Below are 26,511 nucleotides of genomic sequence, written 5' to 3'. Positions count from 1 at the left end.
CCCGCGGCGGCCGGGGGTAACGTCGCCGGGTGCACACGGTGGCGGTGGCGGCGTTCGACGGGGTGGTCGGCTTCGACCTGACGACCGCGCTCGAGGTGTTCGGCAGGGCGCGGCTGCCCGGCGGCGCGCCGGCCTATCAGGTGAAGGTGTGCGCCGAGCGCCGGGAGGTCGACGCGGGTTCCTTCGTGCTACGCGCGCCCTGGCGTCTCGACACCCTGCTCGAAGCGGACACGGTGATCGTGCCCGGCATCGCGGACCTCGCCGCGCCGACCTCGGCGCCACTGCTCAGGGCCCTGCGGGCGGCGGCCGCGCGGGGCGCCCGGGTGGCGTCGATCTGCGTGGGCGCCTTCATCCTGGCCGAGGCCGGCCTGCTCGACGGCCGCCGGGCCACCACCCACTGGTCCGCCGCCGCGGAGCTGGCCCGCAGACATCCCTCCGTCACCGTCGAGCCGAACCTGCTCTACGTCGACGAGCGTGACGTGCTGACCTCGGCGGGGGCGGCCGCCGGGCTCGACCTGTGCCTGCACATGGTCCGGCGCGACCACGGCGCGGCCGTCGCCGCGGATGTCGCCCGCGCCTCGGTGATGCCGCTGGAGCGCGCCGGCGGCCAGGCGCAGTTCATCACCTACGAACCACCGACCGCGAGCGGCTCCCTCGCGCCGCTGCTGCAGTGGCTGGCCGGCAACGCCGGTCGGGACATCGACCTCGACGACATGGCAGCCGAGGCCGCCGTCAGCGTGCGCACCCTGTTGCGGCGCTTCCGCGCCCAGACCGGAACCACGCCGATGCGGTGGCTCACCCAGCATCGGGTACGCCGGGCGCAACACCTGCTGGAGACCAGCGACATGCCCGTCGAGCGGGTGGGGCAGGCGACCGGCTTCGCCTCCGCGACGACGTTCCGCGACCGGTTCAAGGAACTCGTCGGGGTCAGCCCGTCGGCGTACCGGCGCACGTTCTCGCCCCACCGAAGCACGTCGGTCTCCGGGCCCGCGTGACAGCTCGCCATCTGGACCTGGGCAGGTGTGCGGGGCGGCGTCAGGCCGCTTCGACGAGTCTGGCGAGGTTCGCCAGGGCCATGCGCGTACCCGTCTCGTTGTCCTCGGCCGGGATCGCGTCGGGAATGCCGTCATGCCTGACGACGACTTCGGTGCCACCGTCCACGTCGGCCAGCGTCGTGGTCATGGTCATCGCACCCTGGAGCGCGGGATCGTCGGTCTCGAACTCGACGACCTCGACCACCTCCTGGTCGGGCACGATCCTGACGAAGTGGCCGTGGTAGCTGTCGGTGTGCGCCCGCGACTTGCCGGTGTTGTCCGGTGTCTCGTAGGTGAGCGAGACGCGCAACGAGCCGCCCTCGCGCGCGTCGAACTCGTGCACGTAGCCGCTCATGCCGGTCGGCACCCGCCACCTGGCGACCGCCGCTGGGTCCAGAAGCGCCCGATAGACGGCCGAGCGCGGTGCCTTGACGAGTTGAGATATCCGGGTCGAATACATGGAGCAAATCTAATGTCCCGCGCGGGACAAGCATCGGGACACACTCACCTCGACACGACCCGGGTGGGACGTCGCGCCGCCGCCGCACGCCCCGGCACCTACCGGCCGGGGGGCGCGGCGGCGGCTCGGCTCACGCGACGGTGACGGCCTTCGGCGTGGTCTTCGAGTCGAGCCACGTGTTGATGAGCTTGGTGAAGTCGCGCCCGGTCTTCTTGTTCACGAAGGCGATGAACGAGGCCCGGTCCTGCTGGGTGTTGCGCTGCTCCTGCACCCAGGCGCGGGCCAGCGCGAAGAACGCCTTGTCGCCCAGCTTCCGGTGGATCTCGTGCAGCATGGCCTCCGGGCAGAGGTAGACGTTGCCCTCGGCGAAGTTCTTCGGGTTGGGCTTGCCGGGCGGGCCGAGCTTCTTGCGCACGGCGGCGTCGGCGTCGCGCAGGTACCGGTCCAGGCTGGCGTCACTGAGGTGCAGGGTCTCCTTGGTGTACAGGTCCTGGGCGTACTGGGCCCAACCCTCGTTCAGCCACAGGTCGGTCCAGGTGGTCGGGGTGACGGAGTCGCCGAACCACTGGTGGGCGTACTCGTGCAGCAGGTCGCCTCCCCAGCGGTCCCGGCGGGCCTTGGTGTTCTCGATCTTCCGGCCCATCGTGATCATCTGCTGGGTCTCCATGCCGGACGCCGAGTCCACCACCACGACGCCACCGGACGGGAACGGGTAGGGGCCGAACTTCTTCTCCAGCCAGGCCAGATACTGGGGGGACTTCTTGAGGTACGGCAGCAGCTTGTCGTCGGCGCCCTTGCGGTACCAGAAGGTCAGCGGGATGCCCCGGGGCCCCTTGGCGGTCAGCTTCTGGTACCTGCCCACCGCCAAAGTGGTCAGGTACGTCGCGACCGGGTCGGCGCTGCGGTAGGTGAACGTGGTGCCGGACTGCCCGGCCGGGGTGCCGCTGGCGATCGCGGTCCAGCCCGCCGGGACGGTCACCCGGATGTCGTAGAGGGCCTCGTCGGACGGCTGGTCGTTGGCCGGGTACCAGGTGAAGGCCCCGAACGGCTCCTGCATCGTCCAGAGGCCGCCCTCCTTGGTGACGGTGAGACCCAGGTCCTCCACGTCCTTGCGGTGCGAGGGCATCGGCGTCGTCTTCGGCTTGCCGTGGTACTTGACCACCAGCGTCACCGGCTTGTCGGCGACGACCGGCGCGGTCACCGTCAGCTTCTCCTTGGCGACGGTGCCGGTGACCGTCGTGTCGTCCAGCGTCACCCCGTCGACCTGGTAGGGCATGAAGTCGAGGACCACGTTGGGAGCGTCCTTGGTGGGCCGGATCCGCAGGGTGGCGGTGCCCGTGAGGGTTTTCGTCGCCGGCGCCCAGTCCAGCACCAGGTCGTAGTGCAGGACGTCCAGGGCGTCGGTGCCCCGGGCCGGGTAGACCTTGTCGGCCACCGGGGTCGAGCGCCCGGCCTGCCAGGCGGTGTAGTCGACGGCCGGGGCGGTGGGGCTCGGCGTGGTCGTGGGGGCGGACGGGCCGGCGGCTGGGGCGGCCGGGTCGGTGGTGCACGCGGTGACGAGCAGCGGTGCGAGAAGCAGGCTCAGTGGGACGTGGCGACGCATCAGCGCACCATACGGCAGTGATCCACTTCCGTGGGGCCCCGCTTCGTCACCGGAAACGAGGGGCCTAGTGCTCCGCGACGGCCTCCAGCCGGACGCAGCAGGCGCCGGGGCGTGGCGCGAGCCGGGGCAGCAGGTCGGTGCGGCCGGCGCCGTCGACCAGGCCGGCGAGGAAGGCGTGGTTGAGCCCGCACACCAGGTCGGTCTGCCGGCTGGCGAGGGCGTGGAACGGGCAGTTGCGCAGCAGCACCTGCTCGGCGAGCGTCTCGGGTTCGAAGCCGAGGCCGGCGAGCACTCCGACGAGGTCCTCCCCGCTGTCGCGTACCCGCGCGCCGATGGTCCGGCCGCGTTGGCGGGCATGCCGCCGTGCCGCCTCGGGGGCGTCGTGCGGGTCGTCGGCGACCGCGTCGGCGAGGATCTCGGCGATGAGCTCGTAGCGCCGCTCGGGAACGGTGATCGCCACGCCGTCGCCGGCCGCCTCGTAGACCTTCGGGGTCCGGCCGCGGCCCCGGGGCTGGTCGGCCGGCGTCTCGTAGCGGGATCGCAGCAGGCCGGACTCGACCAGCTTGTCGAGGTGGAACGCGGTGAGGTTGCGGGACATGCCGTGCGCCTCGGCCGCCTCCTCGCGGGTGACCGGGTGATCGGCCCGGCAGACGTAGTCGTAGAGCGCCCGTCGGGACCGGTCGACGAGCGCGGCCATCGCGTTCCAGCGCTCCCCCGTGCTCACAGCCCCGAGGTTATCACCAACGAAGGCTATTGAAATTCCGGACGCGGTGGGGCACCATGATCGCTATCACCAATGAGCGTTGGTGAAAATCACCTGGGGGTTCCCGTGCGACCCATGGATCAGGCCAAGCATCCGGTGAGCAACCTGGCCGGTCGCTACGGCCACCCACTTCATCCCGCGCTGGTGGCGGTGCCGATCGGCGCCTGGGTGGCCAGCTTCGCCTTCGATCTCGCCACCCGTTTCGTACCCGGGTCGGCGGGCCTGGCCGACGGCGCACGGTGGCTCATCGGCCTCGGCGTCGTCGGCGCGCTCGCCGCCGCGCTCGCCGGCTTCCTGGACCTGTTCGCCATCCCCACCGGCACCCCCGTCTTCCGCACGGCGCTCGCCCACATGGTGATCAACCTCGCGGTCACCGGCGCGTACGCGGTGAACTTCGCCCTGCGCGGCGGCGGTACGCCGGGTCCGGTGCCGGTGGGACCCCTCGTGCTCTCGGCGCTCAGCCTCGCCGGCCTGGCCGTCGCCGGTTACCTCGGCGGCGAACTGGCCTACCGGTACGGCGTGCGCGTCGCCGACGAGACCACCCAGGCGCGGGGCTACCACCGCGCAGACAAGGAGAACTCCTGATGGGCATCGCCGCACTCGTCACCTGGCTGATCACCGCCGCCGGTGGCTTCGTCATGCTCGGCACCTGGATCCGCCAGGGCGGCCACCGACCCGGAAGCGGCAGCCGACTGGCGCCGGGCCTGGTGTTCGGCCACTTCGCCCTGGCCGTTGTCGGCCTCGTGCTGTGGATCGCCTACCTGGCCCTCGACAACGACGTGCTGGCGTGGGTCGGGTTCGGGGCGCTCCTGCCGGTGGCGCTGCTCGGGTTCACGATGCTGGCCCGCTGGATCCCCGCCCGCCGGTCCGGCACCGCCGAGTCCCGGTTCCCCGTGCCGGTGGTGGTCGGCCACGGCCTGTTCGCCGCCGCCACGCTGGTCCTGGCCGCGCTCGCGGCCCTCGGCGTGGGAGGTCGCTGAGGTGAGTGTCACCGCCCTGCGGGTGCAGCACGAGCGCCCCCGCCGCGACCCGGCCGCCGCCGAACGGGCGGCGGCGGAGTTCCTCACCGCGCTCGGCGTCGACCTCTCCGCCGACGGGCTCGCCGACACCCCGGGCCGGATGGCCCGCGCCTACGCCGAACTGCTCACGCCGCGCGAGTTCCAGCTGACCACCTTCGACAACGACGAGGGCTACGACGAGCTGGTGCTGGCCCGGGCCATCCCGATCCGGTCGGTGTGCGAACACCACCTGCTGCCGTTCGTCGGCGTGGCGCACGTCGGCTACCTGCCCGGCGAGCGCATCCTGGGGCTGTCCAAACTGGCCCGGGTGGTCGAACTGTTCGCCCACGGCCCGCAGGTCCAGGAACGCCTCACCAAACAGATCGCCGACTGGCTGACCAGCCACCTGCGCCCGCGCGGGGTCGGCGTGGTCATCGAAGCCGAACACCTGTGCATGACGCTGCGCGGCGTCCGGGCCGTCGGCAGCAGCACCATCACCTCCACCCTGCTCGGCACCCTGCGCGACGACCACCGCTCGCGCGCCGAGTTCTTCACCCTGACCGGGGTCGGCCACCGCTGATCGACGCACCCAGAAAGGAGCTGGACCGATGTCGAAGACCGGCACGTTCGTGATCGTTGGCGCCGGGCTCGCCGGCGCGCGGGCCGCGCAGACGCTGCGGGAGGAGGGCCACGACGGCGGCGTCGTCGTGATCGGCGACGAACCCGACCGACCGTACGAGCGGCCGCCGCTGTCCAAGGGCCTGCTGACCGGCGGCGCCGAACCCGACAGCGTGTTCGTGCACGACGCCGGGTGGTACGCCGAGCACGACGTCGACCTGCGCACCGCCGCCCGCGCCGCCGCCGTCGACCGCGCCGCCCGGGAGGTCCGGCTCGCCGACGGCCAGCACCTGCGGTACGACAAGCTGCTGCTGGCCACCGGCGCCTCGCCCCGCGACCTCGCGGCGCCCGGCACCGACCTGGACGGGGTGCTGCGGCTGCGCACCCTCGCCGACAGCCGCCGGATCGCCGGGGCGCTGGTCGACGGCGCGCACCTCGTGATCGTCGGAGCGGGGTGGATCGGCCTGGAGGTCGCGGCCGCCGCCCGGCAGCGCGGCGCCACCGTCCACGTCGTCGAGACCGCGGCGCTGCCGTTGCGCCGGGTGCTCGGCGACGAGATCGCCCAGGTGTTCGCCAACCTGCACCGGGACCACGGCGTCACCTTCCACTTCGGCGCGCAGGTCCACGAGATCCGCGGCACCGGTCGGGTCTCCTCGGTCCTGCTGGCCGACGGCACCGAGCTGCCCGCCGACGCCGTGGTGGTCGCCGTGGGCGTGCGGCCGAACACCGAGCTGGCGACCGCGGCGGGCCTCGCCGTCGAGAACGGCATCCACGTCGACGCGTCCCTGCGCACCGCCGACCCGGACGTGTACGCCGCCGGCGACGTCGCCAACGCCTACCATCCCCTGCTGGGGCGGCGCCTGCGCGTCGAGCACTGGGCCAACGCGCTGCACGGCGGCCCCGCGGCGGCCCGCGCCATGCTGGGACAGCCGGTCAGCTACGACGACCTGCCCTACTTCTACACCGACCAGTACGACCTGGGCATGGAGTACGCCGGACACGCCCCGCCCGGAGCGTTCGACCGGGTCGTCGTCCGGGGCGACGTCGCCAAGCGCGAGTTCATCGCCTTCTGGACCGCCGGCGGGCGGGTCCTCGCCGGCATGAACGTCAACGTCTGGGACGTCGTCCCGTCGATCCGGCGGCTCGTCACCGCGGCCCACCCGGTCGACCTCCACCGGCTGGCCGACCCCGACGTGCCGCTCGACGAGGTGCGGCCCCGGAGCGCATAGTCGGCGTCGCGCCCGCCGGGCTCGGCCGGCACCCGCGGGTGCCGGCCGAGCCTCAGGCGATCAGCGCTGGTCGTGCGGGACGGTGACGGTGACGGTGCAGCCCACCGGCCGGCCGATCTCGTCGTGGCCGGCGTAGGTGAGCTGGTAGACCCGGTCCCCGCCGTTACCGGCCCGTTCGGCCCGCAGCTTGCCGCTCGTGTCGGGCGTCCCGACGGCGAAGCCGCTGACGTCGGCGGCGTCGCCGCCGGTCACGCCGGTCAGGGAGAACGCGTTCGGGCCGAGCACGCCGTCGTGCAGGTCCGCGGTCACGTTGACGTCGACCAGCTGGTGGTTCGGCGGCCACAGGACCGGCCGGTCCACGGCGCAGTCGAGCTGCCGCATCGGCAAGGGGTTCGCCAGGGTGGCGGTGGCGTGCCCGATGGTCGCGGTGAGCCGGCCGCCGGCCTCGTAGTACATGTGCGCGGTCCGGCCGTCGAAGTAGAACGTCGGCGCGGCCGAGCGGCCGAGGTCGGGGGCGGCGGCCATCGAGTCGTGCACGACGCCGAGGTGGATCTCCTGGTCGAAGTTCTCCCCGACGTCCACGGCGTGCATGTTGCCGTCGGCGGCGTGGTAGATGACGACGTTGCGGTCGTTCCAGCGCAGGAAGAACGGGCCCGAGGCGTTCGGACCCTCGTCGCCCTGCGGGGTCACGATCGGTTCGGGCTGCATGGTCCAGGTCCGCGCGTCGTTGGAGACCGCCCAGCGGATCCGCCGCGACACGGGCCCGGTCGGTCCGGGCAGCGCCGCGGTCGGGTTGTCCATGAAGACCATCAGGTACCGGGTGCCCAGGCGGGGCACGGACTGCTCGAACACCCGGGCGTAGGAGGTCTCGCCGCCGGTCGTCTCGTTCCGGCTGACGGCGGTGCCGCCGTAGCTGAAGTGGATGCCGTCGTCGGAGGTCGCGTACCGGGTGATGGAGTTCTCGCCGTGGAAGTAGAGGAACAGCTTCCGCTCCCCCTCGATCCACACGGCGTGCGGCGAGGAGATGTGGCTGACCGTGGAGTAGTGCGGCAGCCAGGTGTTGCTGATCAGGGGGTTGGCGGTGTACTCGGTCCACGGACCGTCGATCGAGTCGGCGTACGCCAGGGCGATGCCGCCGGGACGCTCGTGCGGCGCGTAGTACAGGTAGTAGGTGCCGAGCGGGTTGGGGAAGTAGTCGGCGGCCCGGATGACGCTCGGGAAGATGAACTCGTTCGTCGGGTTGTAGGCCAGGGTGCTCTTGTCGAACGCGGTGCCCTGGTAGGTGAACTGGGGGAAGTCGAGGCCGGTATCCGCGGCGGCCGGTGCGGCGCCGGTCAGGGCGGCGACGAGCAGGCTGGCGCCGGCCGTGGCCAGGACGGCGCGTCGAGAGGACGGGACGGATGGCTTCGTCATGCGGCTTCCTCTTCTGTCGGTGCGATCGGGTGACGGTTCGCGAGCAGCGCGGGATGACTCTCAGTGAGAACACAGGGGACATCGATCGGCCGACGCCAGCGGCGTCGCCGTGCTAATACGTATTAGCGTCTATGTTTCTCGAATGTTGCGCGCCCGGCGGCCCCTCTGTCAAGAGGTGGCCCGGCGAGGCGCCCATCCACCCGGCCCACCGGCCAACCAGCCGGGTGGCCGATCGGCTAATGCGCATTACTCCAGCGGGTTCATCGCGCCGAAATCTTCCGGCCACCTCTTGACAGGCGCCGCCCCACCCGCCAGGCTCCTTCCCAACCCCGAGCGCTAATACGCATTAGCCGCAGCGGAAGGACCCGACGTGACCGCTCCCCTCAGACGTGTCACCCAGCGTGACATCGCGCGGATGGCCGGCGTCAGTCAGGCGACCGTGTCGCTGGTGCTCAACAACCGCACCGACGCGGACGTCCGGATCGCTCCGGAGACCCGGGACCGGGTGTTGCGGGTCATCGCCGAGACGGGCTACGCCGCCGACCCCGTGGCTCGCCGCCTCGCCTCGCGGTTCAACCGGATCATCGGCGTCTTCACCTACGAGCCCGCGTTCCCCAGCGGCAGCCGGGACTTCTTCCACCCGTTCCTGCTCGGCATCGAGGAGTACGCCGAGCGGGTCGGCTGCGACCTGCTCCTGTTCACCAGCGCACCGGTCGTGGACGGCCGGCGGCGCATCTTCCACCAGGACAACCGGCTGCGGCTGGCCGACGGGTGCATCCTGCTCGGGCGCGAGATCGACGGCGCGGAGCTGCAGCGGCTCAACGGTGACGGATATCCGTACGTGGCCGTCGGGCGCCGCGACGACGCCGGCGGGCCGGTCCCCTACGTCGGCGCCGACTACGCCTCGGCGGTGTCCCGGCTCGTGGAGACCGCGCTGCGGCACGGCCACCGCCGCCTCACCTACGTGGGCATGGGCATGACCGCCGAGTCCTCACAGGACCGGCGCCAGGGCTTCGTCGCCGCCGCGGGCACCGCCGAGAGCGCCCGCCAGGTGGCCGCGGCGCCCGGGGCGGCCGACGCGACCCTCGACGACCTGCTGGCCGACGGGAGCACGGCGGCGTTCGTGGAGGACTTCGCCACGGCGGTGGCACTGGAGGCGGCCGCCCGCCGCCGCGGCCTGACCGTGCCCGGCGACCTGTCGATCGTGACCCTCGGCGATCCGACCGTCCCCGTCCCCACCGACATCGCGTTCACCGGGTTCCGCATCCCCCGCGAGGAGATGGGCCGGCAGTCGGTCGAGGTGCTGACCGGCGTCATCGACGGCAGCGCGGGCGGCCTCCAGCAGCGACTTCTCCCCTGCGAACTCGTCGAGGGCAGCACCCTCGGCACCCCTGATCTGGCGGTCGACCGACGCTGAGCGGTCGGCCGCGCAACTGGAAGGAAGCAAGTGGTCATCATGCGTGCGGACGTCCTCGTCGTCGGGGGCGGCCTGGGCGGTGTCGCCGCGGCGCTCGCCGCGGCCCGGACCGGCCGGTCCGTCATCCTGACCGAGGAGTTCGACTGGCTCGGCGGGCAGCTCACCAGCCAGGCCGTCCCGCCGGACGAGCACTCCTGGATCGAGCAGTTCGGCGCCACCGCCAGCTACCGGGCGCTGCGCAACGGCATCCGCGACTACTACCGTCGCCACTTCCCGTTGACCGAACGGTCCCGGGCGTGGACCGACCTCAACCCCGGCGCGGGCTGGGTGAGCCGGCTCTGCCACGAGCCGCGGGTGGCCGTCGCCGTCCTCGAGGAGATGCTCGCCCCGTACCGCGGTTCGGGCCGGCTGCGGGTGCTGCAGCCGTACCGGCCGGTGGCCGCGGAGACCGACGGCGACCGGGTGACCGGCGTGACGCTGGCGCACCGCGACCGGGACGAGCGGATCGACGTGGTCGCGCCGTACGTCCTGGACGCCACCGAGACCGGCGAGCTGCTGCCGCTGACCGGCACCGAGTACGTCACCGGGTTCGAGTCGCGGGAGGAGACCGGTGAGCCGAGCGCCCCGGCCGAGGCCCAGCCGATGAACATGCAGGCGGTGTCCGTCTGCTTCGCGATCGACCACGTCGACGGGGACCACACCATCGACCGCCCGGCGGGGTACGACTTCTGGCGCGACTACAAGCCCGACTTCTGGGGTGACCGGCTGCTGTCCTGGAAGTCGCCGCACCCGCGCACGCTGGAGATCGTCGAGCGCAGCTTCACCCCGAACCCGGACGACGACCCGTTGAGCGTCAACGCCGACCAGCGCGTCAACCCCGGTGACGGCAACCTGTGGACGTTCCGGCGGATCGCCGCCCGGCGCAACTTCACCGACGGCGCGTACGGCAGCGACATCACGCTGGTCAACTGGCCGATGATCGACTACTTCGAGGGTCCGGTCATCGACGTGCCGAACGCGTCGTGGCACCTGGCCAAGGCCCGCGAGCTGTCGTACTCGGTGCTCTACTGGCTGCAGACCGAGGCGCCCCGGCCCGACGGCGGCACCGGCTTCCCCGGCCTGCGGCTGCGCGGCGACGTGACCGGCAGCCCCGACGGCCTGGCCCAGGCCCCGTACATCCGCGAGTCCCGCCGGATCCGGGCCGAGTACACCGTCGCCGAGCAGGACCTGTCCCTGGCGGTCCGGGGCGACCACGGCGCGGTCAGCTACCCGGACGCGGTGGGCGTGGGCATGTACCGGATCGACCTGCACCCGTCGACCGGCGGCGACAACTACATCGACGTGGGCTCCTGCCCGTTCGAGATCCCGCTCGGCGCGCTGATCCCGCAGCGGATGGAGAACCTGCTGCCGGCCGGCAAGAACATCGGCACCACCCACGTCACCAACGGCAGCTACCGGCTGCACCCGGTCGAGTGGAACGTCGGCGAGGTCGCCGGCCTGCTCGCCGACTTCTGTCTGGCGCGGGGCGAGTCCCCGCGTGCGGTCCGCAACACCCCCCGTCTGCTGGCCGACTTCCAGGACCGCCTCACCGCGGCCGGCGTGGAACAGCGCTGGCCGCGGATCGCGGGCTACTGAACACACACCCCCGGTGAGGAGAAGATTGTGAGAGCAGGAAAGGCTTTGCGCGGCGTCGCCGTGGCGCTGGCCGGCGCGCTCGCCCTGACCGCCTGCGGCGGCGGTGGCGACTCCGCCGACAGCGGTCCGGCGAAGCTGCGGATGACCGTCTGGTCGGCCAACGAGGCGCACCTCAAGCTGTTCAACGAGATCGCCGACGAGTACCGCAAGAGCCACCCGGACGTCGCCGAGATCAAGTTCGACCCGCTGCCGTTCGACAACTACACCACCACCCTCACCACCCAGATCGCCGGCGGGAACGCGCCCGACCTGGCCTGGGTGTTCGAGAACTCCGCCCCCGACTTCGTGGCCTCGGGCGCGCTGGCGCCCTTGGACGACACGCTCAAGAAGACCGAGGGCTACCAGTACGAGGACCTCTCCCCCGCCACGATCAAGCTCTGGCAGAACGACGGGAAGCTCTACGCGTACCCCTTCTCGACCTCGCCGTTCGGGGTCTTCGTCAACACCGACATGGTCAAGAAGGCCGGGCAGAAGACCCCGGCCGAGCTGATCGCTGCCGGGCAGTGGACCTGGGACAACGCCCTGGCCACCGCCGCCGCGGCGGGGGCGAAGTCCGGCAAGGCCGGCCTGGTCATCCGGGACTTCGACTACAAGGGCTGGGACAACCTGTCCACCTTCTGGACCGGGTGGGGCGCCCAGGCCTGGAGCGAGGACGGGAAGACCTGCGGGTTCAACAGCCCGGAGATGGTCGACGCGATGACCACCCTGCACAAGGCCACCTTCACCCAGAAGGCGCTGCCCGGTCCGGGCACGACGGCCGACTTCTTCGCCGGTGACTCGGCCATGACGGTCACCCAGATCTCCCGCGCCTCGCTGCTGAAGGACGGCGGCTTCGGGTGGGACCTGGTGCCGCTGCCGGCCGGGCCGAAGGGCAACTACGCGGTGGTCGGCCAGGCCGGCCTCGGGGTGATGAAGAAGAGCCCGCACGCCAAGCAGGCGGCCGACTTCCTGGCCTTCTTCACCAACCCCACGAACGCGGCGAAGCTCGCCCAGTTCTTCCCGCCGCCCCGGCAGTCCCAGCTGACCGCCGAGACGCTCGCCAAGACGAACCCGAAGCTCAAGCCGGAGCAGCTGCAGAAGGTCGTCATCGACGGCATCACCAACGGCGTGGTCAAGCCCAGCCACGCCGGCCAGGCCGAGCTGAGCCAGCAGGTCCGCGCCGGCCTCGACCCGCTGTGGCAGCCGAACGCGGACGTCAAGGCCGTGCTCGACGGCGTCTGCGCCAAGATCCAGCCGCTGCTGGCGAAGTAGGGCTGACGATCATGACCCAGACGGACACCAGGGTGGGCCCGGCGACTGCCGGGCCCGCCCCGGGCCGGGCCCGGCCGTTCTGGACCACCCGCCGCCGGGACCAGCTCACCGGTTACCTGTTCATCACCCCGCAGCTGCTCGGCAGCGCCGTCTTCGTGATCCTGCCGCTGGTCCTCGTGGTCTGGTACAGCCTCCACGAGTGGAACGTGCTCGCCGGGACCTTCGACTTCGTGGGCACCGACAACTACCAGGCGCTCGCCGACGACCCCAACCTCGGCGCGGTGCTGCGCGCCACCGGGCTGTTCTCGGTCGGCCTCGTGGTGGTCAACCTCGGCCTGGCGTTGCTGCTGGCCGTCCTGCTCAACCAGAAACTGCGCGGCACGATCCTGTTCCGCACGCTGTTCTTCTCCCCCGTGGTGGTCTCGCTGGTGGCCTGGACCATCGTGTGGGGCTTCCTGCTGCAGGACAACGGTGGGCTGAACAGCCTGCTCGACACCGTCGGCATCGACGGGCCGAACTGGCTGCGCGGCGAGGGCACCGCGATGGTGTCGGTCATCGTCGTGCAGGTGTTCAAGAACGTCGGCCTGAACATGGTGCTGTTCCTGGCCGCCCTGCAGGGCGTGCCGGCGGACCTGTACGAGGCCGCGGAGGTCGACGGGGCGAGCCGGCTGCGGCAGTTCTGGCGGATCACCGTGCCGCTGATCAGCCCCACGATCCTGCTCACCTCGATCATCACCGTGGTCGGGTCGCTGCAGGTCTTCGCGCAGATCGCGGTGCTCACCCAGGGCGGACCGGGCACGTCGACGACGGTGCTCGTCTACTACCTGTACCAGCAGGCCTTCCAGTTCCATCACTTCGGCTACGGCGCCACGCTGTCGATCGTGCTGTTCGCCATCGTGCTCGCGCTCACCGTGCTGCAGTGGCAGATGCGCAAGAGGTGGGTCTTCCATGAGTCGTGACCTGTCGCGGCGGACCAAGCTGGTGCTCTACGGGGTGCTGCTGGTCCTGGCGATCCCGTTCGTCTTCCCGACCTGGTGGATGGTCACCTCGTCGCTGAAGCCGGTGGCGGACATCTTCGCCTTCCCGCCGGACCTGCTGCCGACCAACCCGCGGCTCGACGCCTACCGGCGGGTGTTCGAGTTGCAGCCGTTCGGGCAGCAGTACCTGAACAGCCTCTACATCGCGCTGCTGGTCACGGTCGGCACCCTGGCCGTGTCGGCGCTGGCCGGGTACGCCTTCGCGCGCATCCGGTTCCGCGGCCAGAACGTGCTGTTCCTGGTCGTCCTCGCGGGCCTGCTCATCCCCAGCGAGGTGACGATCGTGCCGCTGTTCCAGATGTTCTTCAAGCTCGGCCTGGTCAACACCCACTGGCCACTCATCCTGGTGCCGATCTTCGGCGCGCCGAGCGTGCTGGCGACGTTCATCATGCGGCAGTTCTTCATCAGCCTCCCCGGCGAGCTGGAGGAGGCGGCCCGGGTCGACGGGCTGGGCCGCTTCGCCACGTTCTGGCGGATCGCCCTGCCGCTGTCGCGGCCGGCGCTGGGCGCGGTGGCCATCTTCACCTTCCTGCACAGCTGGAACCTGTACCTGGAGCCGATCGTGTTCCTCTCCTCGCCGGAGAAGTTCACGCTGCCCCAGGCGCTCACCCAGTTCGTCGACGCCTACGGCGGCCCGATGTGGGACGTCCAGCTGGCCGCGGCGTCGATGACCGCGCTGCCGGTCCTGGTGGTGTTCGTCATCGCGCAGAAGCAGTTCGTCGAGGGCCTCGCGCACACCGGTCTCAAGGGATGACGGCACCGGTCGTCGGCATCGACATCGGCGGCACCAAGACGGCGGCCGCGCTGGTCGACCGGGGCGGGCGGGTGCGGGAGCGCCGCGAGGTGCGCACGCCCGCCCGGTCCGGGCCCGACGCCGTGCTTGACGCCGCCGCGCGGCTGGCCGCCGGCCTGCTCGGCGCGGCCACCGGACCGGTGGGGGTGGGCACCGCCGGCACGGTCGAGCCCGCCACGGGCGTCATCCGGTACGCCACCGACAGCCTGCCCGGCTGGACCGGCACCCCGGTCGCCGACGCGCTGGCCGCCCGGCTGGGCCGGCCGGTGCGGGTCACCAACGACGTGTACGCCGCCGCGCTGGGCGAGTGCTGGGCCGGCGCCGGACGGGACCGCGCCCACGTGCTGCTGGTGGCCGTCGGCACGGGGCTGGGCGGGGCGGTCGTGCGCGACGGCCGCGTCGAGGCCGGTGCCCGCGGCGCGGCCGGCGGGGTCGGGCACCTGCCGGCGCCGGGGGCCGAGCGGCTGCGGTGCGGATGCGGCCGGCCGGGGCACCTGGAGGCGGTCGCCTCGGGCAGCGGGCTGGCCGCCGCGTACTTCCTCGAAACCGGAACCCAGGTCACCGGCCGGACCGTGGCGGATCGCGCGGCGGCCGGGGACGGGGTCGCCGGGCGGGTCGTGGACCGGGCCGGAGCCGCCCTCGGCGCGGCCCTGGCGGGGCTGGTGGCCCTGCTCGACCCGGACGCCGTCCTGGTGGCCGGCGGCGCGGCCGGCGCCCTGCTGCCCGCCGCGTCGGCCGCCTACGCGGCCGAGTTGCCGGCGGGCTGGGCCGACGTTCCCCTGCGGCCCGCGGCGCTGGGCACCGACGCCGTCGTGGTCGGCGCGGCCCGGCTCGCCATGGACAGCCACGATATCGAAAGGACCGACCGGTGAACGTGCTCGACGACCTGGCCGGCGGGCTGGTGGTGTCCTGCCAGCCGCTGCCCGACGACCCGGACGACCCGATGCGCGACCCGTACGTGCAGGCCCGGGTGGCGGCCGCGGTGGTGCGCGGCGGCGCGGTGGCGGTCCGGGTCAACGGACCGGACGACATCGCCGCGGTGCGCCCCCTCGTCGACGTCCCGGTGATCGGCCTCTACAAGCACGGCACCGAGGGCGTCTTCATCACCCCGACCGCGGCCCACGCCCTCGACGTGGCACTGGCCGGCGCGGACATCATCGCGATCGACGCCACCGACCGCCCCCGGCCGGACGGACGCACCTTCGCCGACACGGTCCACCTGATCCGCGAACGGACCGACGCGCTGATCCTCGCCGACATTGCCACCGCGGCCGAGGGCGTCGCCGCCGTCGAGGCCGGCGCCGACGCCGTCGCCACCACGCTGTCCGGCTACACCCCGGCCAGCCCACCGACTGACGGGCCCGAGCTCGGGCTCGTGGCGCGACTCGTCGCACAGCTGTCCGTACCGGTGATCGCCGAAGGGCGGTACCGCACCACGGAACAGATCGGCCGGGCCTTCGAGGCGGGTGCGCACGCGGTGGTGATGGGCAACGCCGTCACCTCACCGCTGTGGATCACCCGCCGGCTCGTGCCGGCCACCCCCCGCGCGGCGAGCGCACCGGAAAAGAGGGAGTGAGCATGAGAAGACGTACCCTCCTGGCCACCGGCGTGGCCGGGCTGGCCACCGTGGCCGTCGGCCGGCCCGCGTTCGCCGGGCCCGCCGGCCGGCAGCTGACCGTGGCACTCGTGCCATTGGACGACCGGCCGGTCAACACCTACGCGCCGCAGATGACCGCCGCGAGCGCCGGCGCCCAGGTGCAGCTGCCGCCGCGGGAACTGCTGGGCCGCTTCTTCACCCCCGGCGACGGGGCCGCCATCGCCCGCTGGCTCGGCACCACCGACGGTGTCGACGGGTACGTGATCTCGGTCAGCATGCTCGCCTACGGCGGCCTGATCGCCTCACGGACCGCCGCACCGACCCTGGCCGCCGCCCTGGACAACCTGGCCGCCGTCCGGGACCTGCGCGCGGCCCGGCCGGACGCCGTGATCGAGGTGCACGACACCATCCAGCGGCTCGCGGTCACCAGCACCGGCACCGAGCTGGACCGGTACCGCGACGCGCTGGTCAGCTGGGCGAAGCTCTACGACCAGGTGGTCAACCTCGGGCAGGAGGAGCTGCGGGCCCAGCTCGACGCCGTCCGGGCGCAGATCCCCGACCAGGTCGTCGAGGACTACCTCGCCGCGCGGGCCCGCAACCACCAGGTCAACCGCCTGATGGTCGAGTGGGTGGCCGACGGCACCATCAGCCACCTCGTGCTCTCCGAGGACGACACCGCGCCGGTCGGACTGGCCCGCGCCGAGCGGGTGGAACTGGAGGCGCTCGTCGCCCGGCTCGGCGTGGCCGACCGGGTGGAGATCTTCCCCGGCGCCGACGAGGTCGACGCGCTGCTGGTCGCCCGGGTGATCGCGGCCGGCACGACCCCCACCTACCGGGTGGAGTACGCCGGCGTCTCCGGCGAGAACTGGACCGCCCAGCTGGAGGGCATCCCGTTCGCGGAGAACATCCGCCGGCACGTGGCCGCCGTGGGCGGGCGGGTCGTCGACGGCGACGCGGACCTCGTGCTCGCCGTGAACACCCCGTCGGCCGCGCCCGCCCAGCGGGCCGCCGACCTGGACGCCTTCGTCGGGCGGATCGGCGAGCTGCAGGCCGCCGGCACCCCGGTCATCGTGGTGGACCCGCTCATCGTCAACAAGGCCGACCACGACCTGGTCGCGCGGATGGAGAGCGGTCTGGACCTCGCGGCGCTGCTGTCGTACTCGGGGTGGAACACCGGCGGCAACGCCCTCGGCCTGGCGCTCGGGCACGGCACCGCCCGGTGGGCGTACCTGCGCTCCTCCGGCAGCGGGTTCGGCGTGCCCGAGCTGCGCGGGCCCGGCCGGGCGCACGCCGAGTACCTGCTCTACCGGTTCGTCAAGGACGACCCGTGGAAGAACATCGTGCAGGTCGAGGCGTACGCGCACGCGCGGGCCCAGGGCTGGGACCCGCTCGCGCTCACGCCCGCGCAGAAGAGCTACTTCGACGGCTGGGTACGCGAGCGGCTCGTGCCGCTGACCGAGCGGTACTTCGCCGACCACTTCGCGGGGCACCGCATCGTGCTGGGCCGGCGGGGCGCGAGGACGTTCACGGCGACGCTGACGCGCTTCGACTCGGCCCGGGTCGAGCTGCCGTGGGACCGGCTCTTCGAGGTGATCCTGGAGCCTCGCCTGCAGCTGTCCTGACCGGACGGCCGGTCGCGCCGGGGGTCGGCCCGCCGGCGCGACCGGCGCGGTACCGGACCGGTTCGCGGCCTTTCGGCCTCAGTCCGTGAGGCGCAGCAGTGCCCGGCCGGGGAACGGCCGGCCGTTCTCCCCCTCCCAGGTGGCCAGGTGCCGCTTCTTCTCGGCCGGCGACGGCGCCAGGAAGTCGAAGTAGCGGAGGATCACGTCGCGGGCCTCATCGACGGTGTAGGTCGTCCCGGACGGCACCGGCCCGAGGCTCTCCACGGTCACGCCTTCGGGCGTGCAGCGCACGACGGCGGAGTTGCCCTCGAACTCCTCGTACGCGGAACGTCCGGACGTCACATCGTCGATGCACTGCAGCAGCTCCAGGCAGTCCGGGGCGTACGTCTGGATGTCGCTCACCAGCTGGGAGCCCAGGTCGCGGAAGTGCCCGTTGCGCGTCGTCAGGGAAGGCGCGCCGTACTGGTTCCGCTGGAACTCGATGCCGTCCTGCATGTGTCAGTTGCCCCCCGCCACCGGCCAGGCCGAATACCACGTCGTGCCGCCGGGATTGTAGAAGCCCTCCACCAGCAGCCCGTTGGCCCTACCCTGCCACTTGTTCGGATCCCCGGGGTGGGGACCCCCCGCCCGGAACGCGCCCTCGATGGTCTCGTCGACGCGCTGTGGCGTCCAGTTGTCGGGGAAGAACGTGCTGGCGCCCCGCTTCGGGCGCCAGACGCCGGTCGCGTCCTGCACGTCGACCCGGGCCCGGTACGTGCCGTCGACGTAGCGTTCCAGGATCATCTCCCGCCCGTTGGCGTCGACCCGGACCCGCGCTCCCGGCGGGTTCTCGCCCAGGAAGCGGTGGTGGAAGCCGGTGCCGCGTGGCGGAGTGGCGTTGGTGTTGACGTGGCCGCGGAAGACGTGCTCGTAGCGGCGGTGACGCATCCGCGCCCGGAGCCATTTCTCCACGGGCCGGAACAGGCCGGCCTTGCCGCGGCTACCCACCGAGCACCGCGTCGGTCGCCATGGTCAGCAACTGGTCGATGAGGGCGCCGGTGATGAGTTTGAAGATCGGGATCTCCAGCAACGACGCCCCGAAGGTGACCGCGGCCGTCGCGATCGCCTGCGCGATCTGGATGGCCAGCAGCGTCAACTGCACGATCACGTTGATCTTCAGCGCGAGCACGATGCCGGCGCACACCATGAGCCCGGCACCGATCAGCGCCGCCGCGCCGGCGCCGTCGTCGAGGTTCGTCTTCGCCGAGTCGCCTGCCTCCCAGGTCGCCTGGAAGCGCTCGATGGCGGCGTCGCGATTGTCGGTCCAGAGCTGCCGCGCCGACCGATCGGCCTCGGCCACGGGAGCCGCCAGGCGGTCGGGGAACGCCAGCCACGCCTGCCCCATCTCCAGCAGCTTCGTCTCGTCGGCCTCGGGCCAGGTGTACCCGAGCACACCCAGCAGGGACACCAGCTCGGCCGGAAGTGTCATGCCCATGGTCAGCCCAACATCTCGCGCAGGCGGCCGAGGTGCTCGGCGATGGCCCGCTCGGTCTCCTGATAGTTCATGCCCATCACCCGGCTCAGCTTGCCGATGTCCTCGATCTCGACCAGGTTGGCGTCGTAGGTCTCCATCGCCAGGTCCCGGATCGTCTCGTACACCATCCCGATGAGCGAACCCAGATCGTCGCCGCCCCAGGGCGTGCCGAAGGCCGCCAGTTCGGCGTTGAAGGCGGAGACCGCGGAGCGGATGCGCTGCGCCGAAGCGAGGATGTTGTCGCCCGCGTCGATAATCGCTTCCGGGTTGATCTCGATCTCACCGGTCATCGCCTGTCACCCCGACCCTCGCTCATCGTCACGGCTCCCGGATGCGGGCCATGATGCCGGTCAACGCCCCGGTCAGCGCGGCCATCTGCCGGGCACTGGCGTCCTGTAGCTCGGCCACCCGCCGGCTGAGGTCCTCCCCGACCGGTCCGGGAGGTACGGCGTCCGCCGTCCCCACCTCGTCCAGCGCCCGGTTCACCGCCTCGACGACCAGCTCACCGAGCTGCCAGGAGGTGAGCCGGCCGGCGCGCAGCTCCAGACGTACGACGCGACCGGCGCCGTCGACCTCCGCCGACACGTGTCCCGCGTCGTCGGATCCCACGCCCCGCCGCACCGGCTCGTGGGGCTCGCCGGCATCGGACGGAACTCCGCGGGCCGACCTGAGCACCTCCATGACCCCGCCGAGCAGGTCGGACGTTTCCTGAGTGGGGACGTCGCCGCCGAGCCCGGTGCGCGGGCCCGCCTTGGTGATCGCCTCGTTGAGCGCCTCCTGGAGGCGGCGCCAGGCCAGCTCGCTCTGGGCGACGGCCGCGGCGAGACCGTCGGCCAGTCCGGACAGCTCGGGCGCGGGCTCGACGCCCACCGGGTCGGCGCGGGCAGCGGCGAGCGCATTGTTCGCCGCCTCCACGACGACGGGGGCGAGATCATCACCGGACAGTCGCATCAGCTGCGCGGCCAGCCCGACCGACCGCAGGCGGCCCGCCGCCGCGACGACTTTGACCTGCCCGTCCGCGGCGTCTCCGTGGCCCTCGGCGGCGGCCTCCGGCCGGGACCGGTCCGCCTGCAGCTCCGCCAGCTGCCGGCGGTAGGCACCCACCCGCCGCACGAAGTCCACATCGCCGTCGTCTGGCATCCCGTAGCCTCCCCGTCACCGCCACCAAGACCCTAGCAACCGGCATCACCCGCAGCAGCGTCTGTTGTGGACGGACGCGGGGGCGTCAGCCCACGCGGTCGCGGTGCGGGCGCGGTCGGTGCTGCCCGTCCTCGCGGTCGATCCGGAGCTCCCGTTCGAGCTCGCCGATGACGGCGCGCAGGTCGTCCAGTCGCTGGGTGAGGGCGATCCGGTCGAGCTCGTCGGGCACCCCGTCGCCGTCCTCGTCGTAGTCCGGCGACAGCCGCTCGGTCATCTCCAGCCGGCGGGCCTCCTCCATGGAGTTGACGATGACCGCGATCAGGATGTTGAGCAGCAGGTTCACCGTGATCAGGACGTAGCTGACGTAGTAGACCAGCGTCCACGGCGACACGGCCATGCCCTGCTCAAGCAGGTCCGGCAGGGTCTCCAGCGACAGCAGCACGAACAGGGTCAGCAGCGAGCGGCCGATGTCGCCGTACTGCTCCGGGTACCGTGTTCCGAAGATCAGCCAGCCGGCCATGCCGTACACGTAGAGCGTGACCGCGGCCAGCGCGAGGAAGCCCGCGACGCCGGGCAGGCTGCGCCACAGCGCCGCCACAATGGTGCGCAGACCGGGTGAGAACCGCACCAGCCGCAGCACCCGGGCGACCCGCAGGAACCGCAGCACCCCCGAGTCGCCGTGCAGGCCGGGTACGAAGATGCTGGCGATCACCAGGAAGTCGAAGACGTTCCAGCCGTGCCGGAAGAAGTCCTGCGGCCGGCGACCGAAGGCCAGCACCCGGATCGCGATCTCCACGACGAAGACGAGCCGGAAGAACCACTCCAACCACCGCAGGACGGGGTGCGCCGCCCCGACGTCGCGGTAGGTCTCGAAGCCGAGCACGATCCCGTTGAGCATGATGACCACGACGATCACCACGTCGAAGGCACGCGAGTCGGCGATCAACCGGCAGCGCTCCGCCAGGCTGGGCCGCCCGGCCGGCGGTGCGTTGCGCTGCCGGGGCACGGTGGACGGCCTCACCGCCCCGGCCCGCCCACACTCCCAGCGGGACCGTCGGACTGAGCAGGTGCGCGGTGCCGGGCAAGCATGCGGACAAGCCTAGAGGTGCGGCCGGTTCGCGCCCGTCGCCGTCCCCCGGTGCCGCCCGTCCCGGCCACCCGGGCGCGCCCGTCGGTCGGCCGGCGTCAGGGCGTCGCTTCGATGATGCGCAGGTCGCGGTCGGCGCCGTCGCCGAGCGCCCGCAGCGCCTCCTGGTAGGCGGGGGTCTCGTGGGCGGCGAGCGCGGCCTCGACGCTGTCGAACTCGATCAGCGTGGTGCGCTCCAGCGCGCCGGACTCGAACGCGTGCGCCGGCAGGCCGCGCGCCAGGAACGTGCCGCCGGCGGCGCGCAGCGCCGGCCCCGCCAGCTCCGCGTACGCGGCGACCTTCCCGTCGTCGCTGATGGACCGGTAGGTGGTGATCCAGTAGGCCTTCGGCACCGTCGCTGACTCCCGCTCATCAGGATGGGCACCCCCGTTGGACTGCCCTACGCAGGTTAACCGTCCTCGACCGGCGCGCGGTCAGGTCTGGGCACGGGTGGCGTCGACAACCCGGCGTACCTCGTCGCCGTCCGTGGCCTCGCGGCCGTCGCGCCGCGCCGGTGCGCGCAGGTGCACCTCCCGCGCTCCGGTCTCCGCGAGCACCTGCCGGACGTTGTGCGACCGGATGCCGCCGCCGGCGACGACCCGCAACCGGTCGCCGGCCCGCTGCCGCAGCGCCGCGATCCGCGTGGCGCCGGCCAGCGCGCTTGGCGCCCCGCCCGAGGTGAGCACGGCGTCGGCCCCGAGGTCGATGATCTGCTCGATCGCCGTCAGCTGGTCGCCGACCTCGTCGAAGGCCTTGTGCACCGTCACCGGCAGCGGTCCTGCCGCCGCGATCAGGCGCCGCAGCACGGCCAGGTCGAGGTCGCCGGCGGCGGTGACGGCACCGACCACCACCCCGACCGCGAGATCGTGCGGATTGGGCAGGCCGCGGATGGCCGCGATGTCGGCGAGCATGACCTGCTCCTCGACCTCGCTCACCCGGAAGTCACCGCCACGGGGACGGACCATGACCCGTACGCCCACCCGGCGCAGCGTCCGCAGCGCGACCGCGACCGTACCCAGGCTCGGTGTGGTGCCGCCCTGGCCGAGGTCGGCGCACAGCTCCAGCCGGTCGGCGCCGGCGGCCTCGGCCACCAGCGCGGTCGGCACGTCGCTCACGCAGATCTCGACCGTGGTCATGCGGCCGCCCCGGCCCGGGCGGACGCCGCGGTGGACTCCGGACGCAGCGGGAAGTGGCAGGCCACCTGGTGCGCGCCGCCGGCCAGCGGCGGCTCCGTCTCGCAGATGTCCTGAGCGAGGGGGCAGCGGGTCCGGAACCGGCACCCGGTGGGCGGGTTGAGCGCGCTGGGCAGCTCGCCCCGGATGGTCACCCCGTCGCGCGCGGCCGCGGCGTTCGGCGTGACGGACGGAACGGCGTCGATGAGCGCCTGCGTGTACGGGTGCCGGGCGGCGCGGACCACGTCCCGCGCGGGCCCGACCTCGACGAGCTTGCCGAGGTACATGACGCCGATCCGGTCCGCCATGTAGTCGACGACGGACAGGTCGTGACTGATGAAGACGTACGCCAGACCGAGCTCACGCTGCAGGTCCCGCATGAGGTTGAGGACCTGCGCCTGGATGGACACGTCCAGCGCGCTGACCGGCTCGTCGCCGACGATCAGGCGGGGTTGCAGGGCCAGCGACCGGGCCAGCCCGATGCGCTGCAGCTGACCGCCGGAGAACTCGTGGGGGTAGCGTTCCAGGACCCGCCGCGACAGCCCCACCTGGTCGAGCAGCGTCGCGATCCGCGCCCGCCGCGCCGCCGCGCCGCCCACCTTCTGGATCTCCAGGGGTTCGGCGAGGATGGCGTCGACGCGCATCCGCGGGTTCATCGCGGCGTAGCTGTCCTGGAACATCAGTTGGACCTGCCGGTGCATCCGGCGGCGCGCCCGTCCGGCCAGGCCGGCGATGTCCGTGCCGTCCAGCATGATCTGCCCGGCGGTCGGCTGCTCCAGCCCGACGGCCAGCCGGCCCACCGTGGACTTGCCGCAGCCGGACTCGCCGACCAGCCCGAACGTCTCCCCCGGGCCGACGTCGAACGACACACCCGCCACGGCGCTGACCTGCCCGGCGGTCCGGCGCAGCAGCCCACGGCCGTGCGCCGCGTAGTTCTTGACCAGGTCCCGCACCGACAGGACGGGTCCGGCCGCCGGCTCACCGGGTGCGGCCGCCGCGCCGGCCGGCTCCGGCAGCGGCTCGACCCGTGCCGGGGCGGGCAGGCTGACCGGCGCGGCCGGCTCCGCCGGCACCGGGTGCAGGCAGGCGTGCTGGTGCGCGCCGGCCGACAGGGTCACCTCGGTGGTCCGGCAGTCGTCGGTGACGTGCCGGCAGCGTGGGGCGAAGCGGCAGCCGGTCAGGGGGCGGGACAGGTCCGGCGGCAGGCCCGGAATGCTGTAGAGCCGGGCGTGTTCGCCGGACTCCCGGATCGCCGACTCGGGGAGCGCCTCCATGAGCGCCTGGGTGTAGCGATGCCGCGGCGAGCGGAACAGCTCTGCGGTCGCGGCGGTCTCGACCACCCGTCCGGCGTACATGACGGCGACCCGGTCGGCACGGCCGGCGATCACCCCGAGGTCGTGGGTGACCAGGATGACGGCCATCCCGAACTCTTCTCGCAGGTCGTCGATGAGTTCGAGGATCTGCCTTTGGGTGGTGACGTCGAGCGCCGTGGTCGGCTCGTCGGCGATGAGCAGTCGGGGAGAGCAGATCAGGGCCATCGCGATGGCGACCCGTTGCCGCATCCCGCCGGACAGCTCGTGCGGGTAGTTGTCGACGATCCGCTCCGGGCGCGGCATCCCGACCCGGCGCAGGATCTCGATGGTCCGCTCCCGGGCCTCGGCCCGGCCGACCCGCTCGTGCACCCGCAGCGGTTCGCCGACCTGGACGCCGATACGCATGGTCGGGTTGAGCGAGGTGAGCGGGTCCTGGAAGACCATGCCCATCCGGACACCACGGATCCGGCGTACCTCGTCGGCCGGCAGCGATCGCAGGTCCCGGCCCTCGAAGAGGATCTGTCCCCCGGACACCCGGCCGCCGGGCGGCAGCAGACCCATGATCGAGAGCGCGGTCATCGTCTTGCCGCTGCCGGACTCCCCCACGACGCCGAGGGTCTCCCCCGGCATGACCTGCAGACCGACCCCGTCCAGGGCGTGCACCGTGCCGCGGCGCAGCGCGATGTCGGTGTCGAGGTCGCGCAGTTCCAGCAGGGGCTGGACTTCGCCGGCTGCCGGCGTGTGCCGGGCGGTCGATTCGCTCATTCTCTGCTCCTGCTCAGCGTCGCCGGAGGCGGACCTCGAAGGCGTCCCTCAGCCCGTCGCCGATGAAGTTGAAGGCGAGGACGATGAGGATGATGGCGATGCCGGGCGGGTACAGCAGCCACCAGTGGCCGCTGTAGGTGTCCGCCAGGCCGTCGGAGAGCATCCCGCCCCAGTTGGCCGCCGGCGGGGGGACGCCGAGGCCGAGGAAGGACAGGTACGCGACGTAGAGGATCGCGTCGGCGACCTGGAAGGTCGCGTTGACGATCACGGTCCCGATGGCGTTCGGCACGATGTGCCGGCGTACCGCCCGGCCGCCGGTCCCACCCATCCCCCGCATGGCCTGGACGTACTCGCGGGAGCGCAGGGTCAGGGCGTCGCCCCGGACCAGCCGGGCCGGTCCCAGCCAGGCGAAGGCGCCGATGATGACGATGAGCATGGACACGCTCGGTGTGACGATGGCGGCGAGCAGCATGAAGAGGAACAGCGACGGGATCGACATCATGGCGTCGACCACCCGCATCATCGCCGAGTCCACCCAGCCGCCGGCGAACCCGGCGACGGCGCCCCAGATCGTGCCCACGGCGGTGGCGAGGATCCCGGCGGCGAGCCCGACGATGATCGAGGTCTGCCCGCCGAGCATGAGCCGGCCCAGCTGGTCGTAGCCGACCCCGTCGGTGCCGAGTGGATGCCCCTGCTGCCCGGGCGCCAGGTGGACAGCGGTGAGATCCGTGTGCACCTGGTCGGTGTGGTAGAAGAGCGGACCGAGGAAGCAGATCCCGGCCAGCAGGACGAACAGGCCCAGGCCCACCAGGGCGAGCCGGTTCTCGCAGAAGACGACCAGCCCCTGCCGCCAGAGGCCGCGCACCGGCGCCTCGGCGTCGGCCGGCTGGTCGGGGACGGCGCCTGGGCGGACCGCCTCGGAGAGTGTGGTCATGACGCGCTCCGCTGGAGTCGGACCCGGGGATCGATGGCGGCGTAGAGCAGGTCGGCGACGAGCGCGCCGACCACCGTCGCGATCGAGATGATGACGGTGACCCCGAGCAGGATCGGGAAGTCACGCTTGAGCGCCGCCTGCCAGAACAGCTGCCCCATGCCGGGGAAGTTGAACAGCGACTCGACGACCAACGCCCCGCTGAACAGCGCGGGCAGGTACATCCCGAGCAGCGCGATGACCGGGAACAGCCCGTTGCGCAGGGTGTGCCGCAGCACCACCCGCCGCTCCGAGAGGCCCTTGCTGCGGGCGGTGCGGACGTAGTTCTCGTTGAGGTTGTCGACCATGGCGGAGCGGACGTACCGCGAGTAGACCGCGATGGTGACGACGGCGAGGGTGATCGTGGGCAGGACCAGCCCGGCCGGAGCGGCGAGCACCTCCGCCACCGTGAATCCCTGTGGCGCCTCGGGCGGCAGGATCGGCCAGACCTGCGAGAAGAGGATGATCATCATGAGGCCCATGAAGAAGATGGGCGTGGCGTACGCCAGCAGCGACAGCGAGGTGATGGCGTAGTCGGGCCAGCGGTTGCGGCGTACGGCCTGGATCACCCCGAGCGGGATCGCCAGGACGATGGCGAGCACGGTCGACAGCAGCGACAGCACCATGGTCTTCGGCAGCCGCTGGGTGATCGCCTCGACGACCGACTGGTTGAGCTGGTACGAGTAGCCCAGATCGCCCCGCAGCAGACGGTGCACGTACATGCCGTACTGCTGGATCCAGGGCCGGTCGTAGCCCATGTCGTGGTTGAAGGCCGCCAACTGCTCCAGCGTGGCCTCCTTGCCGAGGGTGGCGCGCGCCGCGCCTCCGGGCAGCAGGTGCAGGATGAGGAACGCGATCACCGTGACGAGCACGACGACGACGAGGGCCTGGCCCAAGCGCGTGATGAGGTACCGGACCACCTGGGCCGTGCCTCCTCCCTGGTCGGGGCCCCGGCGGCGCGGTGCGCGCCGCCGGGGCCGGG

Annotated in this window: 28 protein-coding genes; 13 read left to right on the top strand and 15 right to left on the bottom strand. The window is 72.3% G+C overall.

The window, feature by feature from the left end:
* Positions 1 to 29: 29 nt before the first annotated feature.
* Entirely contained in the window at positions 30 to 995 is a 966-nt protein-coding gene (locus ACQP12_RS16655) for a GlxA family transcriptional regulator (RefSeq protein WP_433289032.1), read from the top strand.
* Between the two features lie 40 nt (positions 996 to 1,035).
* On the opposite strand, the gene ACQP12_RS16650 is transcribed toward ACQP12_RS16655, so the two are convergent.
* The 3 genes from ACQP12_RS16650 to ACQP12_RS16640 form a co-directional block, all read right to left on the bottom strand.
* Complete coding sequence (locus tag ACQP12_RS16650) at positions 1,036 to 1,494, bottom strand: SRPBCC domain-containing protein (RefSeq protein ID WP_433289030.1); 459 nt, start codon at positions 1,492 to 1,494, stop codon at positions 1,036 to 1,038.
* 130 nt (positions 1,495 to 1,624) lie between these two features.
* Positions 1,625 to 3,097 carry a M1 family metallopeptidase gene (locus ACQP12_RS16645; protein WP_433289028.1) on the bottom strand — a complete coding sequence of 491 codons (1,473 nt, stop codon included), beginning with the start codon at positions 3,095 to 3,097 and terminating at the stop codon, positions 1,625 to 1,627.
* A 64-nt stretch (positions 3,098 to 3,161) separates the two neighbouring features.
* On the bottom strand, positions 3,162 to 3,821 hold the full coding sequence (locus tag ACQP12_RS16640; protein ID WP_433289026.1) for a helix-turn-helix transcriptional regulator: 660 nt from the start codon (positions 3,819 to 3,821) through the stop codon (positions 3,162 to 3,164).
* 114 nt (positions 3,822 to 3,935) lie between these two features.
* Between ACQP12_RS16640 and ACQP12_RS16635 the strand changes: the two genes are divergently transcribed.
* The 4 genes from ACQP12_RS16635 to ACQP12_RS16620 are packed head-to-tail and all read left to right on the top strand — an operon-like array spanning position 3,936 to position 6,705.
* On the top strand, positions 3,936 to 4,445 hold the full coding sequence (locus ACQP12_RS16635; protein ID WP_433289024.1) for a DUF2231 domain-containing protein: 510 nt from the start codon (positions 3,936 to 3,938) through the stop codon (positions 4,443 to 4,445).
* On the top strand, positions 4,445 to 4,840 hold the full coding sequence (locus ACQP12_RS16630) for a hypothetical protein (protein ID WP_433289022.1): 396 nt from the start codon (positions 4,445 to 4,447) through the stop codon (positions 4,838 to 4,840). The genes ACQP12_RS16635 and ACQP12_RS16630 overlap by 1 nt, the downstream gene beginning before the upstream one ends.
* 1 nt (position 4,841) lies before the next feature.
* Positions 4,842 to 5,438, top strand: coding sequence for a GTP cyclohydrolase I FolE (gene folE, locus ACQP12_RS16625; protein ID WP_433289020.1), 597 nt, complete (start codon positions 4,842 to 4,844; stop codon positions 5,436 to 5,438).
* A 28-nt stretch (positions 5,439 to 5,466) separates the two neighbouring features.
* Positions 5,467 to 6,705 (top strand): NAD(P)/FAD-dependent oxidoreductase, encoded by a 1,239-nt coding sequence (locus ACQP12_RS16620; RefSeq protein ID WP_433289018.1) that lies wholly within the window; start codon positions 5,467 to 5,469, stop codon positions 6,703 to 6,705.
* A gap of 60 nt (positions 6,706 to 6,765) precedes the next feature.
* On the opposite strand, the gene ACQP12_RS16615 is transcribed toward ACQP12_RS16620, so the two are convergent.
* On the bottom strand, positions 6,766 to 8,118 hold the full coding sequence (locus ACQP12_RS16615) for a hypothetical protein (protein WP_433289016.1): 1,353 nt from the start codon (positions 8,116 to 8,118) through the stop codon (positions 6,766 to 6,768).
* A 415-nt stretch (positions 8,119 to 8,533) separates the two neighbouring features.
* Here ACQP12_RS16615 and ACQP12_RS16610 point away from each other — a divergent pair, with 415 nt between their 5' ends.
* From ACQP12_RS16610 to ACQP12_RS16575, 8 genes are read left to right on the top strand one after another with little or no spacing between them, the layout of a single operon-like run.
* The gene (locus tag ACQP12_RS16610; RefSeq protein WP_433289014.1) at positions 8,534 to 9,535 is read left to right on the top strand and encodes a LacI family DNA-binding transcriptional regulator; all 1,002 of its coding nucleotides are present in this window, start codon (positions 8,534 to 8,536) and stop codon (positions 9,533 to 9,535) included.
* Between the two features lie 39 nt (positions 9,536 to 9,574).
* Positions 9,575 to 11,170 carry an FAD-dependent oxidoreductase gene (locus ACQP12_RS16605; RefSeq protein WP_433289012.1) on the top strand — a complete coding sequence of 532 codons (1,596 nt, stop codon included), beginning with the start codon at positions 9,575 to 9,577 and terminating at the stop codon, positions 11,168 to 11,170.
* A gap of 27 nt (positions 11,171 to 11,197) precedes the next feature.
* On the top strand, positions 11,198 to 12,481 hold the full coding sequence (locus tag ACQP12_RS16600) for an ABC transporter substrate-binding protein (RefSeq protein WP_357943744.1): 1,284 nt from the start codon (positions 11,198 to 11,200) through the stop codon (positions 12,479 to 12,481).
* Between the two features lie 11 nt (positions 12,482 to 12,492).
* Positions 12,493 to 13,440, top strand: coding sequence for a carbohydrate ABC transporter permease (locus ACQP12_RS16595; RefSeq protein ID WP_357943742.1), 948 nt, complete (start codon positions 12,493 to 12,495; stop codon positions 13,438 to 13,440).
* Positions 13,430 to 14,272 (top strand): carbohydrate ABC transporter permease, encoded by an 843-nt coding sequence (locus ACQP12_RS16590; protein WP_151462263.1) that lies wholly within the window; start codon positions 13,430 to 13,432, stop codon positions 14,270 to 14,272. The genes ACQP12_RS16595 and ACQP12_RS16590 overlap by 11 nt, the downstream gene beginning before the upstream one ends.
* Positions 14,269 to 15,183, top strand: a complete 915-nt coding sequence (locus ACQP12_RS16585) for an ROK family protein (RefSeq protein ID WP_433289009.1) — start codon at positions 14,269 to 14,271, stop codon at positions 15,181 to 15,183. The genes ACQP12_RS16590 and ACQP12_RS16585 overlap by 4 nt, the downstream gene beginning before the upstream one ends.
* The gene (locus tag ACQP12_RS16580) at positions 15,180 to 15,887 is read left to right on the top strand and encodes an N-acetylmannosamine-6-phosphate 2-epimerase (protein ID WP_433289008.1); all 708 of its coding nucleotides are present in this window, start codon (positions 15,180 to 15,182) and stop codon (positions 15,885 to 15,887) included. The genes ACQP12_RS16585 and ACQP12_RS16580 overlap by 4 nt, the downstream gene beginning before the upstream one ends.
* Before the next feature lie 2 nt (positions 15,888 to 15,889).
* Positions 15,890 to 17,530, top strand: a complete 1,641-nt coding sequence (locus tag ACQP12_RS16575) for a DUF4127 family protein (RefSeq protein ID WP_433289006.1) — start codon at positions 15,890 to 15,892, stop codon at positions 17,528 to 17,530.
* Between the two features lie 78 nt (positions 17,531 to 17,608).
* On the opposite strand, the gene ACQP12_RS16570 is transcribed toward ACQP12_RS16575, so the two are convergent.
* The 11 genes from ACQP12_RS16570 to ACQP12_RS16520 form a co-directional block, all read right to left on the bottom strand.
* A complete protein-coding gene (locus ACQP12_RS16570; RefSeq protein ID WP_433289004.1) occupies positions 17,609 to 18,025 on the bottom strand; it encodes a hypothetical protein in 417 nt (138 codons plus the stop codon).
* 3 nt (positions 18,026 to 18,028) lie between these two features.
* Positions 18,029 to 18,517 (bottom strand): EndoU domain-containing protein, encoded by a 489-nt coding sequence (locus ACQP12_RS16565; protein WP_433289002.1) that lies wholly within the window; start codon positions 18,515 to 18,517, stop codon positions 18,029 to 18,031.
* Complete coding sequence (locus ACQP12_RS16560) at positions 18,510 to 19,004, bottom strand: hypothetical protein (RefSeq protein ID WP_357204368.1); 495 nt, start codon at positions 19,002 to 19,004, stop codon at positions 18,510 to 18,512. The genes ACQP12_RS16565 and ACQP12_RS16560 overlap by 8 nt, the downstream gene beginning before the upstream one ends.
* 2 nt (positions 19,005 to 19,006) lie before the next feature.
* Positions 19,007 to 19,333: a WXG100 family type VII secretion target gene (locus ACQP12_RS16555; RefSeq protein WP_091257727.1), complete on the bottom strand. Its 327-nt coding sequence runs from the start codon at positions 19,331 to 19,333 to the stop codon at positions 19,007 to 19,009.
* 28 nt (positions 19,334 to 19,361) lie between these two features.
* Positions 19,362 to 20,183 carry a hypothetical protein gene (locus ACQP12_RS16550; RefSeq protein WP_433289000.1) on the bottom strand — a complete coding sequence of 274 codons (822 nt, stop codon included), beginning with the start codon at positions 20,181 to 20,183 and terminating at the stop codon, positions 19,362 to 19,364.
* 85 nt (positions 20,184 to 20,268) lie between these two features.
* Positions 20,269 to 21,204: an ion transporter gene (locus ACQP12_RS16545; protein ID WP_433288998.1), complete on the bottom strand. Its 936-nt coding sequence runs from the start codon at positions 21,202 to 21,204 to the stop codon at positions 20,269 to 20,271.
* Positions 21,205 to 21,368: 164 nt separating this feature from the next.
* Positions 21,369 to 21,662 carry a DUF1330 domain-containing protein gene (locus ACQP12_RS16540; RefSeq protein WP_357943728.1) on the bottom strand — a complete coding sequence of 98 codons (294 nt, stop codon included), beginning with the start codon at positions 21,660 to 21,662 and terminating at the stop codon, positions 21,369 to 21,371.
* A gap of 81 nt (positions 21,663 to 21,743) precedes the next feature.
* Entirely contained in the window at positions 21,744 to 22,445 is a 702-nt protein-coding gene (locus ACQP12_RS16535; RefSeq protein ID WP_433288995.1) for a copper homeostasis protein CutC, read from the bottom strand.
* Positions 22,442 to 24,559 (bottom strand): dipeptide ABC transporter ATP-binding protein, encoded by a 2,118-nt coding sequence (locus ACQP12_RS16530; protein ID WP_433288993.1) that lies wholly within the window; start codon positions 24,557 to 24,559, stop codon positions 22,442 to 22,444. Before ACQP12_RS16530 ends, ACQP12_RS16535 begins: the two co-directional genes overlap by 4 nt.
* A 13-nt stretch (positions 24,560 to 24,572) precedes the next feature.
* Positions 24,573 to 25,493, bottom strand: a complete 921-nt coding sequence (locus ACQP12_RS16525; protein ID WP_357943722.1) for an ABC transporter permease — start codon at positions 25,491 to 25,493, stop codon at positions 24,573 to 24,575.
* Positions 25,490 to 26,449 (bottom strand): ABC transporter permease, encoded by a 960-nt coding sequence (locus ACQP12_RS16520; RefSeq protein WP_433288991.1) that lies wholly within the window; start codon positions 26,447 to 26,449, stop codon positions 25,490 to 25,492. Before ACQP12_RS16520 ends, ACQP12_RS16525 begins: the two co-directional genes overlap by 4 nt.
* Positions 26,450 to 26,511 lie beyond the last annotated feature (62 nt).

The sequence above is a fragment of the Micromonospora sp. CA-244673 genome, from assembly GCF_050948395.1.
In the GTDB taxonomy this organism is placed as follows: Bacteria; Actinomycetota; Actinomycetes; order Mycobacteriales; family Micromonosporaceae; genus Micromonospora.
The sequence above is the reverse complement of the archived record's forward strand: the minus strand, read 5'-3'. Positions and strand labels throughout refer to the sequence as shown.

Bases quoted from the DNA above. Each gene is read 5' to 3' on its own strand.
- ACQP12_RS16650 (WP_433289030.1), bottom strand. From the start codon at position 1,494: ATGTATTCGACCCGGATATCTCAACTCGTCAAGGCACCGCGCTCGGCC.
- ACQP12_RS16645 (WP_433289028.1), bottom strand. From the start codon at position 3,097: ATGCGTCGCCACGTCCCACTGAGCCTGCTTCTCGCACCGCTGCTCGTC.
- ACQP12_RS16635 (WP_433289024.1), top strand. From the start codon at position 3,936: ATGGATCAGGCCAAGCATCCGGTGAGCAACCTGGCCGGTCGCTACGGC.
- ACQP12_RS16630 (WP_433289022.1), top strand. From the start codon at position 4,445: ATGGGCATCGCCGCACTCGTCACCTGGCTGATCACCGCCGCCGGTGGC.
- ACQP12_RS16620 (WP_433289018.1), top strand. From the start codon at position 5,467: ATGTCGAAGACCGGCACGTTCGTGATCGTTGGCGCCGGGCTCGCCGGC.
- ACQP12_RS16615 (WP_433289016.1), bottom strand. From the start codon at position 8,118: ATGACGAAGCCATCCGTCCCGTCCTCTCGACGCGCCGTCCTGGCCACG.
- ACQP12_RS16610 (WP_433289014.1), top strand. From the start codon at position 8,534: ATGGCCGGCGTCAGTCAGGCGACCGTGTCGCTGGTGCTCAACAACCGC.
- ACQP12_RS16605 (WP_433289012.1), top strand. From the start codon at position 9,575: ATGCGTGCGGACGTCCTCGTCGTCGGGGGCGGCCTGGGCGGTGTCGCC.
- ACQP12_RS16595 (WP_357943742.1), top strand. From the start codon at position 12,493: ATGACCCAGACGGACACCAGGGTGGGCCCGGCGACTGCCGGGCCCGCC.
- ACQP12_RS16590 (WP_151462263.1), top strand. From the start codon at position 13,430: ATGAGTCGTGACCTGTCGCGGCGGACCAAGCTGGTGCTCTACGGGGTG.
- ACQP12_RS16585 (WP_433289009.1), top strand. From the start codon at position 14,269: ATGACGGCACCGGTCGTCGGCATCGACATCGGCGGCACCAAGACGGCG.
- ACQP12_RS16575 (WP_433289006.1), top strand. From the start codon at position 15,890: ATGAGAAGACGTACCCTCCTGGCCACCGGCGTGGCCGGGCTGGCCACC.
- ACQP12_RS16570 (WP_433289004.1), bottom strand. From the start codon at position 18,025: ATGCAGGACGGCATCGAGTTCCAGCGGAACCAGTACGGCGCGCCTTCC.
- ACQP12_RS16560 (WP_357204368.1), bottom strand. From the start codon at position 19,004: ATGGGCATGACACTTCCGGCCGAGCTGGTGTCCCTGCTGGGTGTGCTC.
- ACQP12_RS16555 (WP_091257727.1), bottom strand. From the start codon at position 19,333: ATGACCGGTGAGATCGAGATCAACCCGGAAGCGATTATCGACGCGGGC.
- ACQP12_RS16550 (WP_433289000.1), bottom strand. From the start codon at position 20,183: ATGCCAGACGACGGCGATGTGGACTTCGTGCGGCGGGTGGGTGCCTAC.
- ACQP12_RS16535 (WP_433288995.1), bottom strand. From the start codon at position 22,445: ATGACCACGGTCGAGATCTGCGTGAGCGACGTGCCGACCGCGCTGGTG.
- ACQP12_RS16530 (WP_433288993.1), bottom strand. From the start codon at position 24,559: ATGAGCGAATCGACCGCCCGGCACACGCCGGCAGCCGGCGAAGTCCAG.
- ACQP12_RS16525 (WP_357943722.1), bottom strand. From the start codon at position 25,493: ATGACCACACTCTCCGAGGCGGTCCGCCCAGGCGCCGTCCCCGACCAG.